Genomic DNA, 17,973 nt, shown 5'->3' on the forward strand with positions numbered 1-17,973 from the left:
GACCCGGTCCGGTGCGGGGAGCGGGATCACCGCTCCCCGCACCGGAACTGACGGGCCTTCACCTCTCCTTCGGGCTACTGACCTCGTCGCAGGCTTACTGGATACCGATGTTGAGGTAGTCGTACATCCCGGAGTACGCGGGCGTGACGACCAGGTTGGTCACGTTCGACGGGCGGTACAGCAGCGACTTGGTCCAGCCGAACGGGACGATCACCGCCGACTCCATCACCTTCTGGTCCAGCTGCTGCCAGATGGCCGCGCTCTGCGCCGGGTCGATGGTCCGGGTGGCCTGGTCGATCAGACCGTTGACCGCCGGGTCGTTCAGCTCGGACAGGTTCGTGCCACCGGCGGGCTTGATCGCCCGGCCGTCCACGATCTGCTGGAAGAAGCCGAACTGGGTGGGGAAGTCGGGACCCCACTGCATGAACATGATGCCGACCTTGTTCTCCGCCACCCACTTCGGGACGCCGGCGAACTGCGAGAAGTAGTCACCCGAGGGGTACTGCCGGATCTCGACCTTGATGCCGACCTTGGCGAGCGCGTTCTGCACCGACGTGGCGCCCGCGACCTCCTTGGGCCGGTTGGCGCGCGCGGTCAGCACGGTGCTGAAGCCGTCCGCCTTGCCGCACTGCTTGAGCTCGTCCTTGGCCTTGGCCACGTCACCGGTGTGCTTGGCCCCGTTGGGGTACATGTCGGTGACCTTGGAGCCGGCCAGCGTCGGCGGCATCAGGTTGGTCGCGATGTCGGAGCCGACCTCGCCACCCTGCGCGCGCTGCAGCTGCGACTTGTTGACCGCGTACTGCACGGCGCGCCGGCAGTGCACGTTGTCGAACGGCGGGGTCTTGGAGCTGACCGCCAGGTAGGCCAGCGCGCCGGAGATCGCGTCGTCCGCGTTGTCGGCGAGCTTCTTGTCCGTGAGGATCTTGTTCTGCGCGGCGGCCTGGACGCCGGTGCCGACCACGTCCAACTGCGCCGTGCCGGCGAAGAGTCGGTTGTCGACGTCGTTCGCGTCCTGCTTCTCGAGCAGTTCGATCCGGTCCGGCAGCGCCTTGCGCAGCGGGTCGGTCGCCTGGTCCCAGTTCGGGTTGCGGACCAGGTTCACCGCCTTGCCGGGCTCGTACTGGCCGTCGACCATGTACGCGCCGGAGGCGATGGGGTGCTTGACGTATTCCTTGCCGGTGTCCTTGGCGGGCGGGACCGGCGCGGTCTGCGGGAGCGCGGCGAGGTAGTTGAAGTCCGCGAACGGCTCCTTCATCTTGAAGACGATGGTGTAGTCGTCCGGCGTCTCGATCGCGTTCAGACCCAGCTTGTCCGGCGCGGAGTCCTTGTACGGGCCCTTGTAGGTGCCGTCGGGGTCCAGGTACTGGGCGAAGTAGCCCGGGCCGTTGGGCAGGATCTCCTTGTCGAAGGTCCGCTCGACGGCGTACTTGACGTCCGACGCCTTGACCTCGGTGCCGTCCTCGTACTTGACGCCCTTGCGCAGGTGGTACGTCCAGGTCTTGCCGCCGTCGTCGGTCTTGCCCACGTCGGTGGCCAGGTCCGGCGCGAACTCGTAGCTCGCGTTGCCCGGGGCGGGCTTGAAGGTGAGCAGCGGACGCGCCATCAGGCGGGAGAAGTTCCACGCCGAGGCGTAGTACATGTCGCCCGGGTCGAGCGAGTCGAACTTGTCCGAGCTGACCAGCTTGAGCGTGCCACCCTTCTTGGTGGACTGGTTGACCACTTCGGTGATCGCCTTGTTGCTCGGGCTGTACTTCTTCGAGCCGCCGCCACCACCGCCACACGCGGTGGCGGCCATCGCGGTGACAGCCACCATGCCGATCAGCGCTTGGGTCCTGCGCCTGCGAGTTACCGGGTGTTTCATCGCTGGTCGTGCCTCCTCGTGGGGACTTGCGGGATATTCAGCGGCTGCGCGGGTCGAGGGCGTCTCGAAGGCCGTCGCCGAGCAGGTTGAACGCGAGCACGGTGATGAAGATCGTGACTCCGGGGACGACCATGAACATCGGCGCGTCCTGGTACCGGGGGGTGGCCGCCGAGAGCATGCCACCCCACGAGGCGGTGGGTTCCTGAACGCCGACCCCCAGGTAGGAAAGGGCGGCCTCGAACAGGATGTTCGTCGGGATCAGCAGCGTGGAGTAGACCAGGATCGGACCCACCAGGTTCGGCAGCAGCTCCTTGAAGATGATGTGCCGGTCGGTGGCCCCGAGGCTGCGCGCCGCCTCGACGAACTCGCGTTCGCGCAGGGAAAGCGTCTGGCCGCGCACGATGCGGGCTATGTACGGCCAGCTGAAGAACCCGATCACGAAGATCAGCACGGTGATGCGGAGCGTGTCGCCGTGGAGGCCGAAGGCCTCGCCCTGGAGGCTGCTGCCGATGGCGATGGCGAACAGCAGCAGCGGGAAGGCCAGGAAGACGTCCATGGCGCGGCTGATCAGCCCGTCGACCCAGCCGCCGAAGTAGCCCGCCACGGTGCCCAGGACGACGCCGAGCACCACGGAGAGCAGGGTGGCGAGGAAGGCCACCAGCATCGAGATGCGGGCGCCGTAGCAGATGCGGGAGAAGATGTCCCGGCCGTTGACCGGCTCCAGACCCAGCGGGTGATCCCAACTCGCGCCGCCGAAGCTGCCGGTGGGGATGTTCAACACCGGGTCGAGCAGGTCGTCGTGGTACTCGGTGGGTCCGCCGCCGATCACGTCGGTGATGAGCGGCGCGAAGATCGCGACGAGCACCATGAAGATGATCACCACGCCACCGGCCATCGCGACCCTGTCGCGGCGGAATCGGGCCCACGCGATCTGACCGAGCGACCGACCCTCGATGCGTGCGCCGGCTGCGTCGGCGATCGCCTCGGGGTGCGCCTCTCGGGCCACACCGGTGGTCTCGATCGGTGCCGTCATGGATCGACCCTCCCCGCTCACGGATGCGACGGCGGCTCGGGATCGCCGCGTCCCGTCGCCATACCCGGCATTGCGATCCCGATGATCTTCGGGATCTGTCGTCCGGGTGAGACTCCTCCGTGACGCGGGTCACGAACAGGGGTGGAGGAATACCTTTACTGAACCGTGATTACGCAGACACGATTCACTGGTTGATCCGCGTAGATCGGTCACGAAATCACAACAAGGCAGCGGTTGATGACGTAACGTCAGTTTTTTGGGGGCATCACTGCCTGTTGCCCCGGCTCGCCACGTTCCGCCGATCTTCGCTCACTGCGCGTGGTGTGTGCCCGCGTCGGCCGCGCGAACCACCGTGCGGGGCGGGCGGCTTCGTCGGGGCAAGTCGATCATCGCCCGTGGCGGGCGGCCTCGTCGAGCATGTCGATGCCGATGAACGGCCGGGTGTGCTCGCGCATCCACGCGGCGATCGGGTCGAAGGGGTCGTCGAGCGCGACCGAGGAGAGCGTCAGACCGGGCGGCGCGGCGGCCGACGCACGGGCCATCGCGTCGCGCATGCGCTGCATCGTGGCGGGCTGATTGTCCGTCAGGCGCAGCCCGATCACGAGGCGTTCGGGACCGACGGTGGGGCGTACCCAGGCCCGGTGGGCGGCGCGCACCACCTGGGTCTGGAACAGTTGACCGCCGAGCAGGGAGTAGAACGCCGGGTCCCACAGGGTGGGTTCGCCGACCTCCAGGGGGCCCGCCATCAGCCGGTCCAGGCCGCCGACGATGCGGCGCAGGTCGAGGTAGGGCACGCCGACGCCGCCGCCCTGGGCGTGCGGATTCAGCCACAGACCCCAGCGGTCGGTGTACAGCGAGGACGCGATCTCGGGGACCGGACAGATCTCGAACGAGCGATCCCAGCCACTGAGACGCAGCTGTTCCTCGGACGTGAACGCCGGGGCGTAGCGCCATCCGGCCACGTCCATGTTCCCGTACTGCGCGTCCGGGCTGCCGGGTTGCCCCTGCCACAACAACATCCATACGGGCGCGCCGATGAGCGCCTGGAGCAACCGCTCGTAGGCGTCGTAGCGCCCGGGGGCCACCTGGCTCAACGCCTGCTCGACCTGGTTCACGACGTCCTCCCCGAACCCCATGTTTTCGACACCGATGCCGGCCGCGGCCGGACGGGCTCAGCGCTGGTCGGCCCGCAGATAGAACGGCTGGGTCCGCTCCAGCATCCAGTCCCCCACAGGATCCTGCGCCACGTCCAGAAGCACCACGTTGACCGGCCACGGGCACGCGGCGCGGCCGAGGGCGCGCTCCAGGGCGCCGATCGCGGCCAGCCGGTCCTCCTCCTGCCAGCGGTCCAGTTCGACGCCGACGAACAGGACCGGCGGATCGGACTCGACCACGCCCAGGCCGCGCCGGGCGCTGAGCACCACGGGAACGTGGATGAACTCGGCGGCGGCGGCGATCAGGAAGTCCATCGGCTCCTGGTCGGGCTCGTACAGCCGCACGCGCGCGCCGCGGCGGCCCGCGCCGGGCAGCCGGGCCAGTTCCAGCACGCCCGGAGGCGGGATCGGGATGCCCGCCTCGCCGCCCGGGTTGACCACGATGCCGATGTGCGGCGGCAGCCCTCGGGCGAACTCGCGCATCGGCGCCACGGTGCCCGCCATCGGCCCCGCGAGCCGGCGGAACTCCTCCTCCGAGGAGAACACCGGCACATACGGCCGACCGTCGATCTCGGCGGTGGGCAGGGTCAGTTCGGTGTCGGCGGCGCTGCCCCCCTCGGGCAGCGGAACCCACACGTCCGCTTCGGCGAGGGCCTCGAACAGGGCCTCGGCCCGGGACGGGTCGCGCATCGCCGCGACGAGCGCGCTCTCCACGGGATTGGCCGGGAACGGCATGGTGGTGCTCCTCTTGGTGTCCGGCGCAGTTTACGACTTGTCCGCATCCCGCCGTCGGGACTGTCCGGGCAGGGGGTCTGCGAAAACGATCCGGCGCAGTTGCCGCGCGGCCGGGCGGTCGAGCAGTACGCACGACGTGAAGCCGTCGGGGGCGGAGGCGAGCGCGGGTCCGGCGTCCAGCCACGGGGCGAGCCGGGCGAGCAGCGCGCGCCATTCCCGGTGGTGTCGGGCGAACACCGCGGTGGACACCCCGCGCCCGCGCGCACGTTGGCCGGAAAGCGCCTGATGGGCGGTGACGTCCAGGAGCAGCGCGTGTGCCGGGATGCCGCGCCGCCGGGCCGCGCGCACCAGTACCCGGCGCAGGATCGGATTGCGGCCGCTGTCGTGCACCACCACCGCACCGGGGCCGCGCAGCGCCCGGGCCACCTCGCCGTAGTGCGACAGCCGCACCAGCGGCCGGTAGGCCCGGTACGGCAGCCGCCCCACCCGGACCGCCCAGCGGGCCCGGACGAGATCGGCGTCCAGGACCGCGACCGCGGGCCCGGCGGCGACCACCCGGGCCAGGAGCGTGCTCTTGCCCGCGCCCGGCAGGCCGGTCACCACGAGCACGCACGAGGCCGGATAGGACAGCACGTCCACCCGCCGGCCCCCGTCCTGCTCCCCCGTACGATGCCGCTCCTCCCGCAGGTCGTGCACGGACCGGGGGATCAACATGCCGCCCGCCGCGGCGCCGGTATGCGCCCCCGCCGAATCCGTCTCCACGAATCCTCCCCTGATGTCCGGAACCCACGTGCCCTGCGCATGGTGTCGCACCGAGGGCGCGAGCGGGCGCCGACGCTCCCCGGGGCCGGCCGAGCGCTCCCGGCCGGGGCGAGCGGCTCCCCGGCCCCGGCGGGGGATTGACGGCACGCGCTAGCATGCCGGGCACAACCTCATAACGGCCGTCGACCCCACGCGGAAGAGTCCTCGCCATCGAGCGGGGCGCCGAAGGAGCAACTCCTCCCCGGAATCTCTCAGGCACCGATACCGCATGGGTCAGGCACTTCTGGAAAGCAGGCGCACCGTCGGTGCGGCTCACCCACGGTGCAAATCCCGGTCCGACGCGGTGGCGGCGGACGGGATGAAGCTCTCAGGTTCCGATGACAGAAGGGGAGGGCACCCCACTTTTCGACCGATTATGGCCGAAAAGGGCTGAACGCCATGGCAGGGAGCCCCCTTTGTCCTCGAATTCGTTCTCGTACTCGCACTCGTCCCGGTTCTCGCTCCGGTACGGGCCGCGACACCCGTCACCTTTCGTCGCACCTCGGGCCCGCGCCCGGGTCCGCGCCGTCCGGCATGCCCCGGACCGGCCCGCGCCCGCCGGGGGCTCCCGCCGGCGTCCCTTCGAAGGAGTCTTCGCATGACCACCGACCGCCGGACCCCGCTCGACGCCGTGCACGACGCGCTCGGGGCCACGATGACCGACTTCGCCGGGTGGCGGATGCCGCTGCGGTACGGGAGCGAGCGGGACGAGCACACCGCGGTGCGCACCACGGCCGGCCTGTTCGATCTCACCCACATGGGCGAGATCGAGGTCACCGGCCCGGAGGCCGCCCGCGCGCTCGACCACGCCCTGGTCGGTTTCGTCTCGAAGATCGGGATCGACCGCGCCCGGTACACGATGATCTGCACCGAGGAGGGCGGCATCGTCGACGACCTGATCGTCTACCGACTCGGCGAGGAGCACTTCGTGGTGGTGGCCAACGCGTCCAACGCGGACGTGGTGGCGGGCAGCCTGAAGCACCGCTCGACCGACTTCGACGCGACGGTGCGCGACGCGTCCGAGGAGTACACGCTGCTGGCCGTGCAGGGGCCCGCGTCGACCGGGATCGTCGGCTCGCTGACCGACGCCGACCTGCCCGCGCTCAAGTACTACGCGATCCTGCGCACCGAGGTCGCGGGCGTACCCGTGCTGCTCGCCCGCACCGGCTACACCGGCGAGGACGGCTTCGAGCTGTTCGCCGCGCCCGGCGACGCGGTCGCGCTGTGGGACGCGCTGCTCGCCGCGGGCAAGCCGCACGGCCTGGTGCCGGCCGGCCTGTCCTGCCGGGACACGCTGCGCCTGGAGGCGGGCATGCCGCTGTACGGCCACGAGCTGACCCGGGACACCACGCCGTACGAGGCCAACCTGGGCCGCGTGGTCCGGCTGGACAAGCCCGAGGACTTCGTCGGCCGCGAGGCGCTGGCCGCGGCGGAGGCGGACGTGCGCCGCACGCTGGTCGGGCTGACCTCGCCGGGCAAGCGGGTCCCGCGCGCGGGCTACCCCGTGGTGGACGCGGACAGCGGCGAGCGGGTCGGCGAGGTCACCTCCGGCGCGCCGTCGCCGACGCTCGGCGTGCCGATCGCGATGGCCTACGTGGCGTCGGAGCGGGCCGAACCGGGCACCCGGCTGGCGGTGGACATCCGCGGCAAGGCCGAGCCGGTCGAGGTGGTGGCGCTGCCGTTCTACAAGCGTGGCTGAACAGAACCCCTCCCTATATCACCGGAAAACGTCCCAAATCATCCTGAGGGACGGACTTACCTCATTCGAATGGAGAATGGACCCGTGCACGCACCCCAGCACCTGCGCTACAGCAAGGAACACGAGTGGCTCGACGAGGCGGCCTCCCCCGCCGTCGTCGGCATCACCCGGCACGCGGCCGAGGCGCTCGGCGACGTGGTGTTCGTCGAGCTCCCCGAGGTCGGCCGGGTGGTCGTCGCCGGCGAGCCGTGCGGCGAGTTGGAGTCCACGAAGTCGGTCAGCGACATGTACGCGCCGGTCTCCGGCGAGGTCGTCGAGATCAACGACGCCGTCGTCGAGGACCCGGCCCTGGTGAACTCCGACCCCTTCGGGGCGGGCTGGCTGTTCAAGGTGCGCATCGACGGCGAGGCCGAGGGCCTGCTGTCGGCCGACGAGTACGCCGCGTTCTGCGGCGAATGATCGAGATCGACCCGATCGAGGAGCTGACAACCGTGACGATCCTGGACCGTCCCCTGGGCGAGGTGGACCCGCAGGTCGCCGCCGCCGTCGCCGACGAGCTGCACCGCCAGCAGAGCACCCTGGAGATGATCGCCTCCGAGAACTTCGCCCCCGTGGCGGTGCTGGAGGCGCAGGGTTCCGTTCTCACCAACAAGTACGCCGAGGGCTACCCCGGCCGGCGCTACTACGGCGGCTGCGAGCACGTCGACGTGGTCGAGCAGCTCGCCATCGACCGGGTCAAGGAGCTGTTCGGCGCCGAGGCCGCCAACGTGCAGCCGCACTCGGGCGCGTCGGCCAACGCCGCCGCGATGTTCGCGCTGCTCTCCCCCGGCGACACGATCCTCGGCCTGGACCTGGCCCACGGCGGCCACCTCACCCACGGCATGCGGATCAACTTCTCCGGCAAGCTCTACAACGTGGTCGCCTACCACGTCGACGAGAAGACCCACCGCGTCGACATGGAGGAGGTCGAGCGGCTCGCCAAGGAGCACCGGCCGAAGCTGATCATCGCCGGCTGGTCGGCCTACCCCCGGCAGCTCGACTTCCCCGAGTTCCGCCGGATCGCCGACGAGGTCGGCGCGTTCCTGATGGTCGACATGGCGCACTTCGCCGGTCTGGTCGCCGCGGGCCTGCACCCCAGCCCCGTGCCGTACGCCGACGTGGTCACCACCACGACGCACAAGACCCTGGGCGGCCCGCGCGGCGGCGTCATCCTGTCCAAGGCGGAATACGCCAAGAAGATCAACTCGGCGGTCTTCCCGGGCCAGCAGGGCGGCCCCCTGGAGCACGTGATCGCGGGCAAGGCGGTGGCGTTCAAGGTCGCCGCCTCCGACGACTTCAAGGACCGCCAGAAGCGGACCCTGGAGGGCTCGGCCATCCTCGCCGAGCGGCTGACCCGCAAGGACGTCACCGACGTGGGCATCACCGTGCTCACCGGCGGCACCGACGTCCACCTGGTCCTGGTCGACCTGCGCGACTCGGAGCTGGACGGGCAGCAGGGCGAGGACCGCCTGCACTCGATCGGCATCACGGTCAACCGCAACGCGGTCCCGTTCGACCCGCGCCCGCCGATGGTCACCTCCGGCCTGCGGATCGGCACCCCGGCCCTGGCCACCCGCGGCTTCGGCAAGGCGGACTTCGAGGAGGTCGCCGACATCATCGCCGAGGCCCTGCTCCCGGACTTCGACGAGACCCGCAAGGCGACCCTCGCCGCCCGAGTCACCACCCTGGCCGAAAAGCACCCGCTGTACCCGAACCTCTGATCCCTCGGATCGGGTTCGTCGACACGACGAAGACCGGGGCGCCGACTCGACACCTGCCGAGTCGGCGCCCCGTTTCGTCGAGGTCCCGCCGAGGTCGCGGTCAGCGACCGGAGAACTTGGGCTTTTCCTTCGCCACGAAGGCTCGCATGCCGGTGGTGCGGTCCTCCGTGGCGAACAGGGCGGTGAATTGGAGGCGTTCGATCTCCAGGCCGGTGTCGAGGTCGACCTCGAGGCCGCGGTCGACGGACTCCTTCGCGGCGCGCAGGGCGTACGCCGGGCCGTCGGCGAACCGACCGGCCCACTCGACGGCTTCGGAGTAGACGTCCTCGGCCGGGACGACCTTGTCCACCAGGCCGATCGCCAGGGCCTCGTCGGCGGCCACGAAGCGGCCCGTGTAGATCAGGTCCTTGGCCTTGGACGGGCCGATCAGGCGGGGCAGGCGCTGGGTGCCGCCGGCGCCCGGGATGATGCCCAGGGTGATTTCGGGCTGGCCGAGCTTGGCGGTGTCGGCGCAGACGCGGACGTCGGCGCACAGGGCCAGTTCACAACCGCCGCCCAGGGCGAAGCCGGTGATCGCGGCGACCACCGGCTTGGGGATCTCGGCGACGGCGGTGAACGCGGATTGCAGCGCGGCGCCCCGGTCGACCATGTCCGTGTAGGTCATGTCGGCCATCTCCTTGATGTCCGCGCCCGCCGCGAACACCTTCTCCCCGCCGTAGATCACCACGGCGCGCACGTCGGCCCGCTCACCCGCTTCCTGCGCCACCGCCCGCAGCTCCTCCTGGAGTTGCCGGTTCAGCGCGTTCATCGGCGGCCGGCTCAGCCGGATCGTGCCGACGCCGTCGGCCACTTCCAGGTTCACGAATTCGCCCATGACGCTCTCCTCTGGTCAGCCCTGATGTGCCGATCCGACCATAGGCGTCGGTACGCCGGCGGGCCGTGAGCGGGGGGCGCCTCAGTGCGTGGGTGTCGTCGTGCCCTGCGTGGTGCCGGGCGCGCCGGTCGCGGTCCACTTGTCCCAGCTCAGGTTCCAGTCGGCGAAGCCGTTGTCGGCGTCGACCGTGCGTTCGTCGGAGCCGGAGATCTCGACCATGTCGCCCGCGATCACGCGGTCGTACAGCCACTTGGCGTTCTCCTTCGTCATCGAGACGCAGCCGTGGCTGGTGTTCTCGCTGCCGAAGACGCTCGGGTCGGCCCAGTAGTTGCCGTGGACGAAGGTGCCCGAGGTGGTGACGCGCATGGCGTACGGGACGTCGTCGATGTCGTACTCGCTGCCCAGGCCGACGGTCTGGGAGTTCATCCGGGTCTTCTCGAACTTCTCGGTGATCGCCATCTTTCCGTTCCACGTGCTGTACTTCGGCGACTTGCCGGCCGTGATCGGGATGGTTTTGACGAGTTGGTCGTTCTCGTAGACCTTCATGGTGTGCGCCTTCACGTCCACCGTCGCGATGCGCTTGGTGGCGGCGATCTTGAAGCTGTAGCTCTTGAACTGGTTGGCGATCGCACCGTTGCCGACGTCGACGCCGCGCAGGTTCAGGTTGACCTTCACATTCGTGCCGGGTGCCCAGTAGTCCCTGGGCCGGTAGTCCACGCGGGTGTTGTCGAACCAGTGCCAGGCGCCCTCCACCTTCGGCTCGACCTCGACCGACAGCGCCTTCTCCACCGCGGCCCGGTTCTTGACCGGGTAGTCGAAGGTCAGCGACACCGGGAAGCCGACGCCGACGGTGGCCCCGTCCTCGGGGCTGAAGCGCGCGGTCACCTTCTTGTCGCCGGAGAGCGTGTTGAACGTCGCACGGGCCGTGGTCGGCGCGTTGTCGGCGTTGGTCGCGGTCGCGCTCACCGTGTACTTGCCGCCGAGGGTGAAGGCGACCTTGGGCTTCCAGGTCCTGCCGTCCGCGTCGAGCGTGCCGTCGACCGGCTCGTTCTGCGCGTTGACCACCTTGACCTCGCCGAGCTTCCCGCCGCCCACCACGATCGTGAGCGGCGCCTGCGGGTCGATCGCGTTGGCGCCGTCGGCCGGGGTGAGGGTGATCGACGCGGGATCCGCGCCCTTCTTCGGGTCGCCCTTGGTCGTGGTGCCGCTCGGGCCACCGGGCTTCTTGTCGCCGCCGCCGTCGTCCGAGCTACAGCCCGACACGAGCAGGAGCGCGCCGAGCAGCAGTGCGGGCACCACGCGCCATCGGGCCCGTGACCGCGTCGGACGCGGCGGCGACTTCGTTCCTGCTGACATGTACGGGCAGTCCCTTCATCCGGAGCCGAGTCGCGACCCGGCCGAGGCCGAAAGCCACATCCCACGTCTCATTCGACGAGCCGAACATCCACCGCGGTTCCGCATTCCGGGTCACGTGCGGGCAAACGAGGTGATCGGGGCGATCGAGGCCATCCTCGCGGACGACCGCCGGGGGCCTCGACCCGAATCGCATCGCGCCCTGCTCCGTCATCCGGCCCGACGATCGGCCTCCACCAGGGCGCGAATCAACGTCGGAGCCGCGAATCCGGGCCGATCCACGGCCTCGGCGGGAAACGGACGGACGATCAATTCGTACTCCCCGGGAAGAGAAGCGGGCGGAGGCTGTGGCAGGACCGTGACGATCCGCTGGACATCCGTACCCTCGACAGCCTCCAGGAACCATTCCCACGTATCGGCGGGTGATCCCCGCCCGTCGGGGCCACGATCGAGATGCAGCACGGTGTGCGCGCCGGCGAGCACCGCGCCCAGGCGCAGCGGGTCGGACAGGTCGCTCACCGCGACCCGCACGCCGGCCGCGCGCAGCGCACCGGCCGCGGTGCGATCGCGGACCGTGGCCCGTACCTCCCCGCCGGACAGGGCGAGTTCGAGCGCGACGGCACGACCGAGCGGCTGGTCGGCTCCGGTGACGACGACGGGCATGGAGGCAACCTAACTCAAACCCGACATTCGTAAAGCTCGCGTGAAGCCGGGGGCGCGCGTTGCGCCGTGCGGGCCCACGGAGCGAGTTGAGGCACATTTCCGCGCTCCGCCGGTAGAGAACGCGCCGACGGTCACGCGCTGTTCGTCGACAAAGTGATCAAAATCGACAGAGTGGCCGAAACATTGCGCCGAATCGGCGGAAAATCTCCCTCACCCGCAACCCTCCGTGTCGGCGCTCGTTGGGGGTTCGGGGCTTCCATGTCACTCTCCCGAGGGAAGCCGGGCCGTACCGCTGGATTGTGCTCACCGTTTGCGACAGCTTGGTCACACGAAGTCGCCGTGGGGGTCGGATCGTTCGCCCCGCACGACGGCCCGTGGCGTACCTGATGGCGCCTACCCGATGACCACCCGGGCCCCGCCCGGGATCCGCGATACACGGAGGATCCCCATGAACCGCAAGCTCGGCACCCTGGCCGTAGCCCCCCTCGCCGCCGGTCTGCTCTTCCTCGGCGCGGGCGCCGCGTGCGCCGACGGCGGCAACGGCACCGTCGGCAACAACGGCTCGAACGCGTCGACCACGACCTCCTCCACCACCAACAGCGGCAGCGGAAACGTCCTCGGCGGTGTCGACGGCAACTACAACGCCACCCAGCAGAGCGCGACCGGCGCGGGTGCCTCGAACCAGAACAACAACGCCGGGATCAAGGGCAATTCGGGTGTCGTGGTGATCACCCAGGGCAACGCCGACGTCCAGCACGCCTGGCACCCCTGGTTCTGAGCGGACCCGATCGGCCGCACCGACCCGGCCGATCGTCGCCCGCGGCGGCGGCATCCCCCGGGGGATGCCGCCGCCGCGGCGTGTACGTGTATGCGAGGGGGCCCGGCGGGAACATCCTGGTGACCGGGATGGGAGGCGGCCGTGACGCTCGAGTGGGAATCGACGGACCCCGAGGTCGACGCGCGCGGCGTGCTCGGCGACGCGCGGTCGGGCAACGGCCGGCTGCCACCGCCGTGGCCCGGCCGCCGCCTGCCGCTCGGCGCGCGCTTCGACGGGACCGGCACCAACTTCGCGCTGTGGGCGGGTGACGCCGAGGCGGTCGAGCTGTGCCTGTTCGAGGACGGCCCCGACGGGACGTCGCGCGAGACGCGGCTGCCGCTGCGCGAGCAGACCTTTCGGGTGTGGCACGGCTATGTCCCCGGCGTGCGGCCCGGACAGCGCTACGGCTATCGGGTACACGGGCGCTGGGAGCCCGAGCGCGGCGCGCGGTGGAATCCGGCCAAGCTGCTCCTGGATCCGTACGCGCGCGCCGTGGACGGCGAATTCCGGCTGGACGACGCGGTCTTCGGCCATGTCCGCGGCGGATCCGACACCGTGCGCGACGATCGCGACTCGGCGGCGTTCGTCCCCAGGTCGGTGGTGGTGGCCGACGACGCCGACTGGTCCCACGACCGCCGGCCGAAGATCCCGTGGGCCGAGAGCGTGATCTACGAACTGCACGTCAAGGGCTTCACCGCGCGCCACCCCCGCGTGCCCGAGCAACTGCGCGGCACCTACGCGGGCCTGGCCCACCCGGCGGCGATCGACCACCTGGTCCGGCTCGGGGTCACCGCCGTCGAGTTGTTGCCGGTGCATCAGTTCGTGTCCGAGGAACACCTGTCGCGCGGCGGGCGGACCAACCACTGGGGCTACAACACGGTGGGGTTCTTCGCGCCGCACGCGGCGTACGCCGCGGCGGGCGGGCGCGGCGGCCAGGTGCACGAGTTCCGGGACATGGTGCACGCGCTGCACGCGGCCGGGATCGAGGTGATCCTGGACGTGGTCTACAACCACACCGGCGAGGGCGGGCCGGGCGGGCCGACGTTGTGCTTTCGCGGGATCGACAACGGCGGCTACTACCGGTTGGCCGGCGGCGGCCGGCACTACACCGACTACACCGGGTGCGGGAACACGCTCGACGTGGTGCAGCCGCACGTGTTGCAGCTGATCACCGACTCGCTGCGCTACTGGGTGATCGAGATGGGCGTGGACGGCTTCCGGTTCGATCTGGCCGCCGCGCTCGCCCGATCCGCGCACGACGTGGACAAGCTGTCCTCGTTCCTGACCGTGATCGCGCAGGACCCCGTGTTGTCCCGGGTGAAGCTGATCGCCGAACCGTGGGACCTGGGCGCGGGCGGCTATCAGGTCGGCGCGTTCCCGCCGCTGTGGACCGAGTGGAACGACCAGTATCGGGACGCCGTGCGGGACTTCTGGCGCGGCGCCCGGCCGGACGTGCGGGGGCTGGCGTACCGGCTGTCCGGCTCCTCCGACCTGTACCAGCGCGACGGGCGCAACCCGTACGCCTCGATCAACTTCGTCACCGCGCACGACGGCTTCACGATGCGCGACCTGGTCACCTACGAACGCAAACGCAACGAGGCGAACGGCGAGGACAACCGGGACGGGACCGACGACAACCGGTCCTGGAACCACGGCTACGAGGGCGAGACGACGGATCCGAACGTGGTGTCGCTGCGCAAGCGGCAGATCCGCAACCTGATGACCACCCTGCTGCTGTCCACCGGCGTGCCGATGATCACCTCCGGCGACGAGATGGGGCGCACCCAGGCGGGCAACAACAACGCCTACTGCCAGGACAACGAGCTGTCCTGGCTGGACTGGTCGGCCCTGGACTCGCCCGAGTGGCGGCCGCTGGTCGAGCTGACCGCGCGGCTGATCCGCCTGCGTCGCGCGCATCCGGTGCTGTGTCGCCGGGCGTTCTACTCGGGGCGGCCGGTCGCCCCGGACGGGTTGCGCGATCTGGCCTGGTTCACCCCCGGCGGGCGCGAGATGACCCGCCGGGACTGGTTCGCGCCGACCGCGACGCTGGGGATGTACCTGTCCGGCCTGGACATCGACCGGCGCGGACCGCGCGGTGAGCGGATCGTGGACGACAGCTTCCTGTTCCTCCTGCACGCCTCGTCGCAGCCGATGCGGTTCACCCTGCCGGACGAGCCGTGGGCGCACTCGTACGAGGTGGTGCTCGACACCGCGCTGGAGGGGGATCCGATGGCCCGGTACAGCGAACCGGTCGCGGGCGGCAGCGGGCTGCGGCTCGCGGGGCGGTCGGCGATGTTGCTGCGGGTGGAGCACGCGGTGTGGGCGCCGACGTAGGGGCGGGCGATGGAGCGGGCGCATGTAAAAGATGGCCGGTCGGAGGCGTCGGCGTGGCCGGCGGAGGTCGCCGGCGTTTCCGGTTTCGGGCGGCTCGGAGCTTGGCCGTACGCTCGCGTAGGGTGGAGATACCGACGGCGCTGCGCACGTGTGGCGTGCCGCCGTCCGCCGGCCCGGCCCGACCTCCCCGCCCGACATCCCCTCGAAGCGAAGGACCGCGCACCATGACGTCCCCGACGCCGATCCTGGTCACCGCCCCAAATTTCCGTGACGCGGGCGGGCACGCCACCGCGACCGGTCGCAAGGTGCGCACGGGCCTCGTGTACCGCTCCGACGGCCTCGGCGAGGTGGACACGACCGACGCCGCGACGCTGGTGCGCCTCGGCATCGGCCTGGTGATCGACCTGCGCTCGGCGACCGAGCGCGACCGCGAGCCGGACCGGGTGCCGGTCGGCGCCGAGTTGCTGATCGCGGACGTGATGGGTCGGGAGAACGACGAGCTGTTCGGCGAGGTGTTCGCCGACCCGGATCGGGCGGGCGAACTGCTCGGCGGCACCGCCGGGCGCGAGCTGATGTGCGAGGTGTACCGGCGGTTCGTGACGAGCGAGGGTGCCCGGGCCGCGTACCGCTCGGTGTTCACGCGGATGGCGGTCGAGCCGGCGCCGACGGTGTTCCACTGCTCGCACGGCAAGGACCGGACCGGGTGGACGTCCGCCGTGCTGCTCACCCTGCTCGGGGTACCCGGGGCGACCGTGGTCGAGGACTATCTGGCCAGCGCGGCGCACCTCGCGGAGAAGAACCGGGCGATCCTGGAGCACATCGCGGAGCGCGGCTTCGACCCCGCGCACCTGGCGCCGGTGTTCGACGTGCACGTGGAGTATCTGGACACGGCGTTCGCGGCCGCGGAGGAGCGGTACGGGTCGGTCGAGGGTTACGTACGGGACGGCCTGGGGGTCTCCGACGCCGAGGTCGCGCGGTTGCGTGAGCGGCTGCTGACGGACTGAGCCGGGACCGGCGCCGGGTGGGTCAGCCCCGGGGCGGGCCCCACGGCGGCGGCGGGGGTTGGCGGTACTGGGGCTGCTGCCAGGCCGGGTGCTGATGCGGGTTGGCCGGCTGCGACGGGTAGGGCGGGTACGGCGGGGCCGGTTGCCACGGGTTGGCCGGTTGCGGCGCGGCCCACGGACCGGTCTGGTGCGGAAACGCCGTCGGCGGCATCGGCGGCTCGGGGCGGCGGGTCGGGTGCGGGCCGCCCCGGAAGGTCACGCCGTAGCGGCCGCGCACCCGGCGGATCTCCCACATCGACATCAGGGTGATCGTGATCGGGCCGCCGAGCGACCCGATCAGCCGTACCCCGGTCGGCAGCGCGCCCTTGCCGCCGTCGTCCCCGAGGTCGACCAGCGCGCCACACCACGAGAGCCAGGGCGCGATCACGGCAGGCAGCAGCGGGTGCCCGTCCACGGCGCGGAACAGGTGCTGCGGGATGGCGCGTACGGCGAGGAACCAGAAGCGCAACACCCACAGGGACACGGCCAGGCCGAGCACGGTGAGGAAGAAGGCCTGCACGCTGGCCCCGGCGTTGACCTGCCTGGAGCCGTACGCCAACGCGGTCAGACCGCCGAGCGTGGCCACCGAGACGACCACGAACAGGGCGAGCGAACGCAGCGGCAACATCAGGCTCTTGCGCGTCTCGGTCCGCACGTCGGAGCGGGTGAGCGCGATGATGATGCCGACCGCGATCGGGCAGGCGATGATCGCCACGAAGATGGAGGCGATGAAGCTCGCCATCCAGCCCTGGGCGGCATCGTCGGTGCCCCCATAGGTGATCGCGATCCACACCAGCACGCCGAGCCCGAGCCAGGAGCGGATCGCCCGCACCCGCTCCAGCGTCACATCGCGCCCGATCAGCCGATAGTCGGGCACGAAGTAGCGCTCGGCCACCCGTTTCGGCAGCGGAATCCAACCGAACGCGAACATCGGCTTGCGCTCGATCCCCGAGTGCGTCACACGCAGGCCTTCCTCGACGACGCGCCCCCGTCAGGCGCCGACTCGCCCCGATGGTAGGGGGTCCCGCGCGCCCCACCACCAACCCCGACCCGCAACACCCCCGCGATCCCCTCGACATCACCCGTCGAGCCGCCCCCGCGCCCTGCGCCACCGGCCGCGTGACCCCGTACGGTCGGCGCGACCCGCGCGGCTCGCCCGGGCGGACGTTCACGGTCGGTCGTTACTTCTTCGACCAGTCCTTTTGGGGGAGGTCGGCGCGGCCCTGGGGGGCCTCGGCGTTGGTGCGCAGGAGGAGGGCCGTGGGGGTGGTGTTCCCGGGGAGGTCGAACCACAGGTCTTCGACCAGGGTGTCGGAGGCGCCGAGGGTGAATTCGCGCAACTGGCGCTTGATCTCCATCGATTCGAGGTCCATGGCGAGTCGGGTGCCGTCCGCGAGGACCAGGCGCTGTTCCAGGTTGACGACCTGCACGGTGGCCAGCGAGTTGTTCGCGATGGAGATCTTGACCCGGCACAGCCGGCCCTTGGCGAAGTGTTCGGCGTGTGTGCCGGTGATCCACTCGATGCCGCAGGTCAGTCCCTGCGCGGTGAACGTGGTCTGCCCGCTGAGCACCGACGGCGCCTTGACCGGGATCTCCCGCTCGCGCATCGTCATCTTCAGCGGCTTGTCCTTCTCCGGCCAGTACAGCGCCGCCGCCCCGGCCGCGCCCCCCGCACCGATCAGCAGCCCGAGTACGAACCCGATGGCGATCCACTGCCGAATCCGCCGCCGAGCCCCGAGATGGCCCACCACCTCGCCGCGTAACTCGCCGATCCGCCGACCCACGGGAACCATTCGCCACCCCTGTCTCCGCAACCGAGGCCCGCATCGTATGGGCGCGCTCCCAC

Annotated in this window: 16 protein-coding genes and 2 riboswitches; of the genes, 6 read left to right on the top strand and 10 right to left on the bottom strand. The window is 70.6% G+C overall.

Annotated features, from left to right (window positions below):
- Window positions 1-94: 94 nt before the first annotated feature.
- The 5 genes from EMA17_RS13520 to EMA17_RS13540 all read right to left on the bottom strand — a co-directional run bounded on the left by EMA17_RS13520 (window position 95) and on the right by EMA17_RS13540 (window position 5,545).
- On the bottom strand, window positions 95-1,813 hold the full coding sequence (locus tag EMA17_RS13520) for an ABC transporter substrate-binding protein (RefSeq protein ID WP_246126646.1): 1,719 nt from the start codon (window positions 1,811-1,813) through the stop codon (window positions 95-97).
- An 85-nt stretch (window positions 1,814-1,898) separates the two neighbouring features.
- Complete coding sequence (locus EMA17_RS13525; RefSeq protein ID WP_126637246.1) at window positions 1,899-2,894, bottom strand: ABC transporter permease; 996 nt, start codon at window positions 2,892-2,894, stop codon at window positions 1,899-1,901.
- Window positions 2,895-3,280: 386 nt separating this feature from the next.
- Complete coding sequence (locus tag EMA17_RS13530) at window positions 3,281-4,009, bottom strand: enhanced serine sensitivity protein SseB C-terminal domain-containing protein (RefSeq protein ID WP_174861357.1); 729 nt, start codon at window positions 4,007-4,009, stop codon at window positions 3,281-3,283.
- Window positions 4,010-4,066: 57 nt separating this feature from the next.
- Window positions 4,067-4,783, bottom strand: a complete 717-nt coding sequence (locus EMA17_RS13535) for an enhanced serine sensitivity protein SseB (protein ID WP_126637248.1) — start codon at window positions 4,781-4,783, stop codon at window positions 4,067-4,069.
- 30 nt (window positions 4,784-4,813) lie between these two features.
- Entirely contained in the window at window positions 4,814-5,545 is a 732-nt protein-coding gene (locus EMA17_RS13540) for an AAA family ATPase (RefSeq protein WP_126637249.1), read from the bottom strand.
- A 183-nt stretch (window positions 5,546-5,728) separates the two neighbouring features.
- Window positions 5,729-5,822, top strand: a riboswitch (glycine riboswitch).
- Window positions 5,823-5,939, top strand: a riboswitch (glycine riboswitch).
- A 243-nt stretch (window positions 5,940-6,182) separates the two neighbouring features.
- Here EMA17_RS13540 and gcvT point away from each other — a divergent pair.
- The 3 genes from gcvT to glyA all read left to right on the top strand — a co-directional run bounded on the left by gcvT (window position 6,183) and on the right by glyA (window position 9,043).
- On the top strand, window positions 6,183-7,283 hold the full coding sequence (gene gcvT, locus EMA17_RS13545) for a glycine cleavage system aminomethyltransferase GcvT (protein ID WP_126637250.1): 1,101 nt from the start codon (window positions 6,183-6,185) through the stop codon (window positions 7,281-7,283).
- 84 nt (window positions 7,284-7,367) lie between these two features.
- Complete coding sequence (gene gcvH, locus EMA17_RS13550; protein WP_126637251.1) at window positions 7,368-7,742, top strand: glycine cleavage system protein GcvH; 375 nt, start codon at window positions 7,368-7,370, stop codon at window positions 7,740-7,742.
- Window positions 7,739-9,043, top strand: coding sequence for a serine hydroxymethyltransferase (glyA, locus tag EMA17_RS13555; protein ID WP_218042815.1), 1,305 nt, complete (start codon window positions 7,739-7,741; stop codon window positions 9,041-9,043). The genes gcvH and glyA overlap by 4 nt, the downstream gene beginning before the upstream one ends.
- 100 nt (window positions 9,044-9,143) lie before the next feature.
- Here the strand turns inward: glyA and EMA17_RS13560 are convergent, their stop codons facing one another.
- The 3 genes from EMA17_RS13560 to EMA17_RS13570 all read right to left on the bottom strand — a co-directional run bounded on the left by EMA17_RS13560 (window position 9,144) and on the right by EMA17_RS13570 (window position 11,933).
- Entirely contained in the window at window positions 9,144-9,917 is a 774-nt protein-coding gene (locus EMA17_RS13560) for an enoyl-CoA hydratase/isomerase family protein (RefSeq protein WP_126637252.1), read from the bottom strand.
- An 81-nt stretch (window positions 9,918-9,998) separates the two neighbouring features.
- The gene (locus tag EMA17_RS13565; protein WP_246126647.1) at window positions 9,999-11,273 is read right to left on the bottom strand and encodes a L,D-transpeptidase; all 1,275 of its coding nucleotides are present in this window, start codon (window positions 11,271-11,273) and stop codon (window positions 9,999-10,001) included.
- A 207-nt stretch (window positions 11,274-11,480) separates the two neighbouring features.
- Window positions 11,481-11,933, bottom strand: a complete 453-nt coding sequence (locus EMA17_RS13570) for an NAD(P)H-binding protein (RefSeq protein ID WP_126637253.1) — start codon at window positions 11,931-11,933, stop codon at window positions 11,481-11,483.
- 448 nt (window positions 11,934-12,381) lie between these two features.
- Between EMA17_RS13570 and EMA17_RS13575 the strand changes: the two genes are divergently transcribed.
- From EMA17_RS13575 to EMA17_RS13585, 3 genes are all read left to right on the top strand, one after another.
- On the top strand, window positions 12,382-12,711 hold the full coding sequence (locus tag EMA17_RS13575; RefSeq protein ID WP_126637254.1) for a hypothetical protein: 330 nt from the start codon (window positions 12,382-12,384) through the stop codon (window positions 12,709-12,711).
- Between the two features lie 189 nt (window positions 12,712-12,900).
- Window positions 12,901-15,084: a glycogen debranching protein GlgX gene (gene glgX / locus EMA17_RS13580; RefSeq protein ID WP_246126682.1), complete on the top strand. Its 2,184-nt coding sequence runs from the start codon at window positions 12,901-12,903 to the stop codon at window positions 15,082-15,084.
- A 224-nt stretch (window positions 15,085-15,308) separates the two neighbouring features.
- Window positions 15,309-16,088 (top strand): tyrosine-protein phosphatase, encoded by a 780-nt coding sequence (locus EMA17_RS13585; protein ID WP_126637256.1) that lies wholly within the window; start codon window positions 15,309-15,311, stop codon window positions 16,086-16,088.
- 22 nt (window positions 16,089-16,110) lie between these two features.
- On the opposite strand, the gene EMA17_RS13590 is transcribed toward EMA17_RS13585, so the two are convergent.
- Both EMA17_RS13590 and EMA17_RS13595 read right to left on the bottom strand, forming a co-directional pair.
- Window positions 16,111-17,088, bottom strand: a complete 978-nt coding sequence (locus EMA17_RS13590) for a hypothetical protein (protein WP_126637257.1) — start codon at window positions 17,086-17,088, stop codon at window positions 16,111-16,113.
- A 220-nt stretch (window positions 17,089-17,308) separates the two neighbouring features.
- Window positions 17,309-17,920, bottom strand: a complete 612-nt coding sequence (locus tag EMA17_RS13595) for a hypothetical protein (protein WP_126637258.1) — start codon at window positions 17,918-17,920, stop codon at window positions 17,309-17,311.
- Window positions 17,921-17,973: the final 53 nt, after the last annotated feature.

The sequence above is a fragment of the Embleya hyalina genome (assembly GCF_003967355.1).
Lineage (GTDB): Bacteria > Actinomycetota > Actinomycetes > Streptomycetales > Streptomycetaceae > Embleya > Embleya hyalina.

Coding starts and splice junctions, on each gene's coding strand:
- EMA17_RS13565 (WP_246126647.1), bottom strand. CDS start 11,273: ATGTCAGCAGGAACGAAGTCGCCGCCGCGTCCGACGCGGTCACGGGCC.
- EMA17_RS13575 (WP_126637254.1), top strand. CDS start 12,382: ATGAACCGCAAGCTCGGCACCCTGGCCGTAGCCCCCCTCGCCGCCGGT.
- EMA17_RS13595 (WP_126637258.1), bottom strand. CDS start 17,920: ATGGTTCCCGTGGGTCGGCGGATCGGCGAGTTACGCGGCGAGGTGGTG.
- EMA17_RS13520 (WP_246126646.1), bottom strand. CDS start 1,813: ATGGTGGCTGTCACCGCGATGGCCGCCACCGCGTGTGGCGGTGGTGGC.
- EMA17_RS13560 (WP_126637252.1), bottom strand. CDS start 9,917: ATGGGCGAATTCGTGAACCTGGAAGTGGCCGACGGCGTCGGCACGATC.
- glyA (WP_218042815.1), top strand. CDS start 7,739: ATGATCGAGATCGACCCGATCGAGGAGCTGACAACCGTGACGATCCTG.
- gcvT (WP_126637250.1), top strand. CDS start 6,183: ATGACCACCGACCGCCGGACCCCGCTCGACGCCGTGCACGACGCGCTC.
- EMA17_RS13585 (WP_126637256.1), top strand. CDS start 15,309: ATGACGTCCCCGACGCCGATCCTGGTCACCGCCCCAAATTTCCGTGAC.
- EMA17_RS13535 (WP_126637248.1), bottom strand. CDS start 4,783: ATGCCGTTCCCGGCCAATCCCGTGGAGAGCGCGCTCGTCGCGGCGATG.
- EMA17_RS13570 (WP_126637253.1), bottom strand. CDS start 11,933: ATGCCCGTCGTCGTCACCGGAGCCGACCAGCCGCTCGGTCGTGCCGTC.
- EMA17_RS13525 (WP_126637246.1), bottom strand. CDS start 2,894: ATGACGGCACCGATCGAGACCACCGGTGTGGCCCGAGAGGCGCACCCC.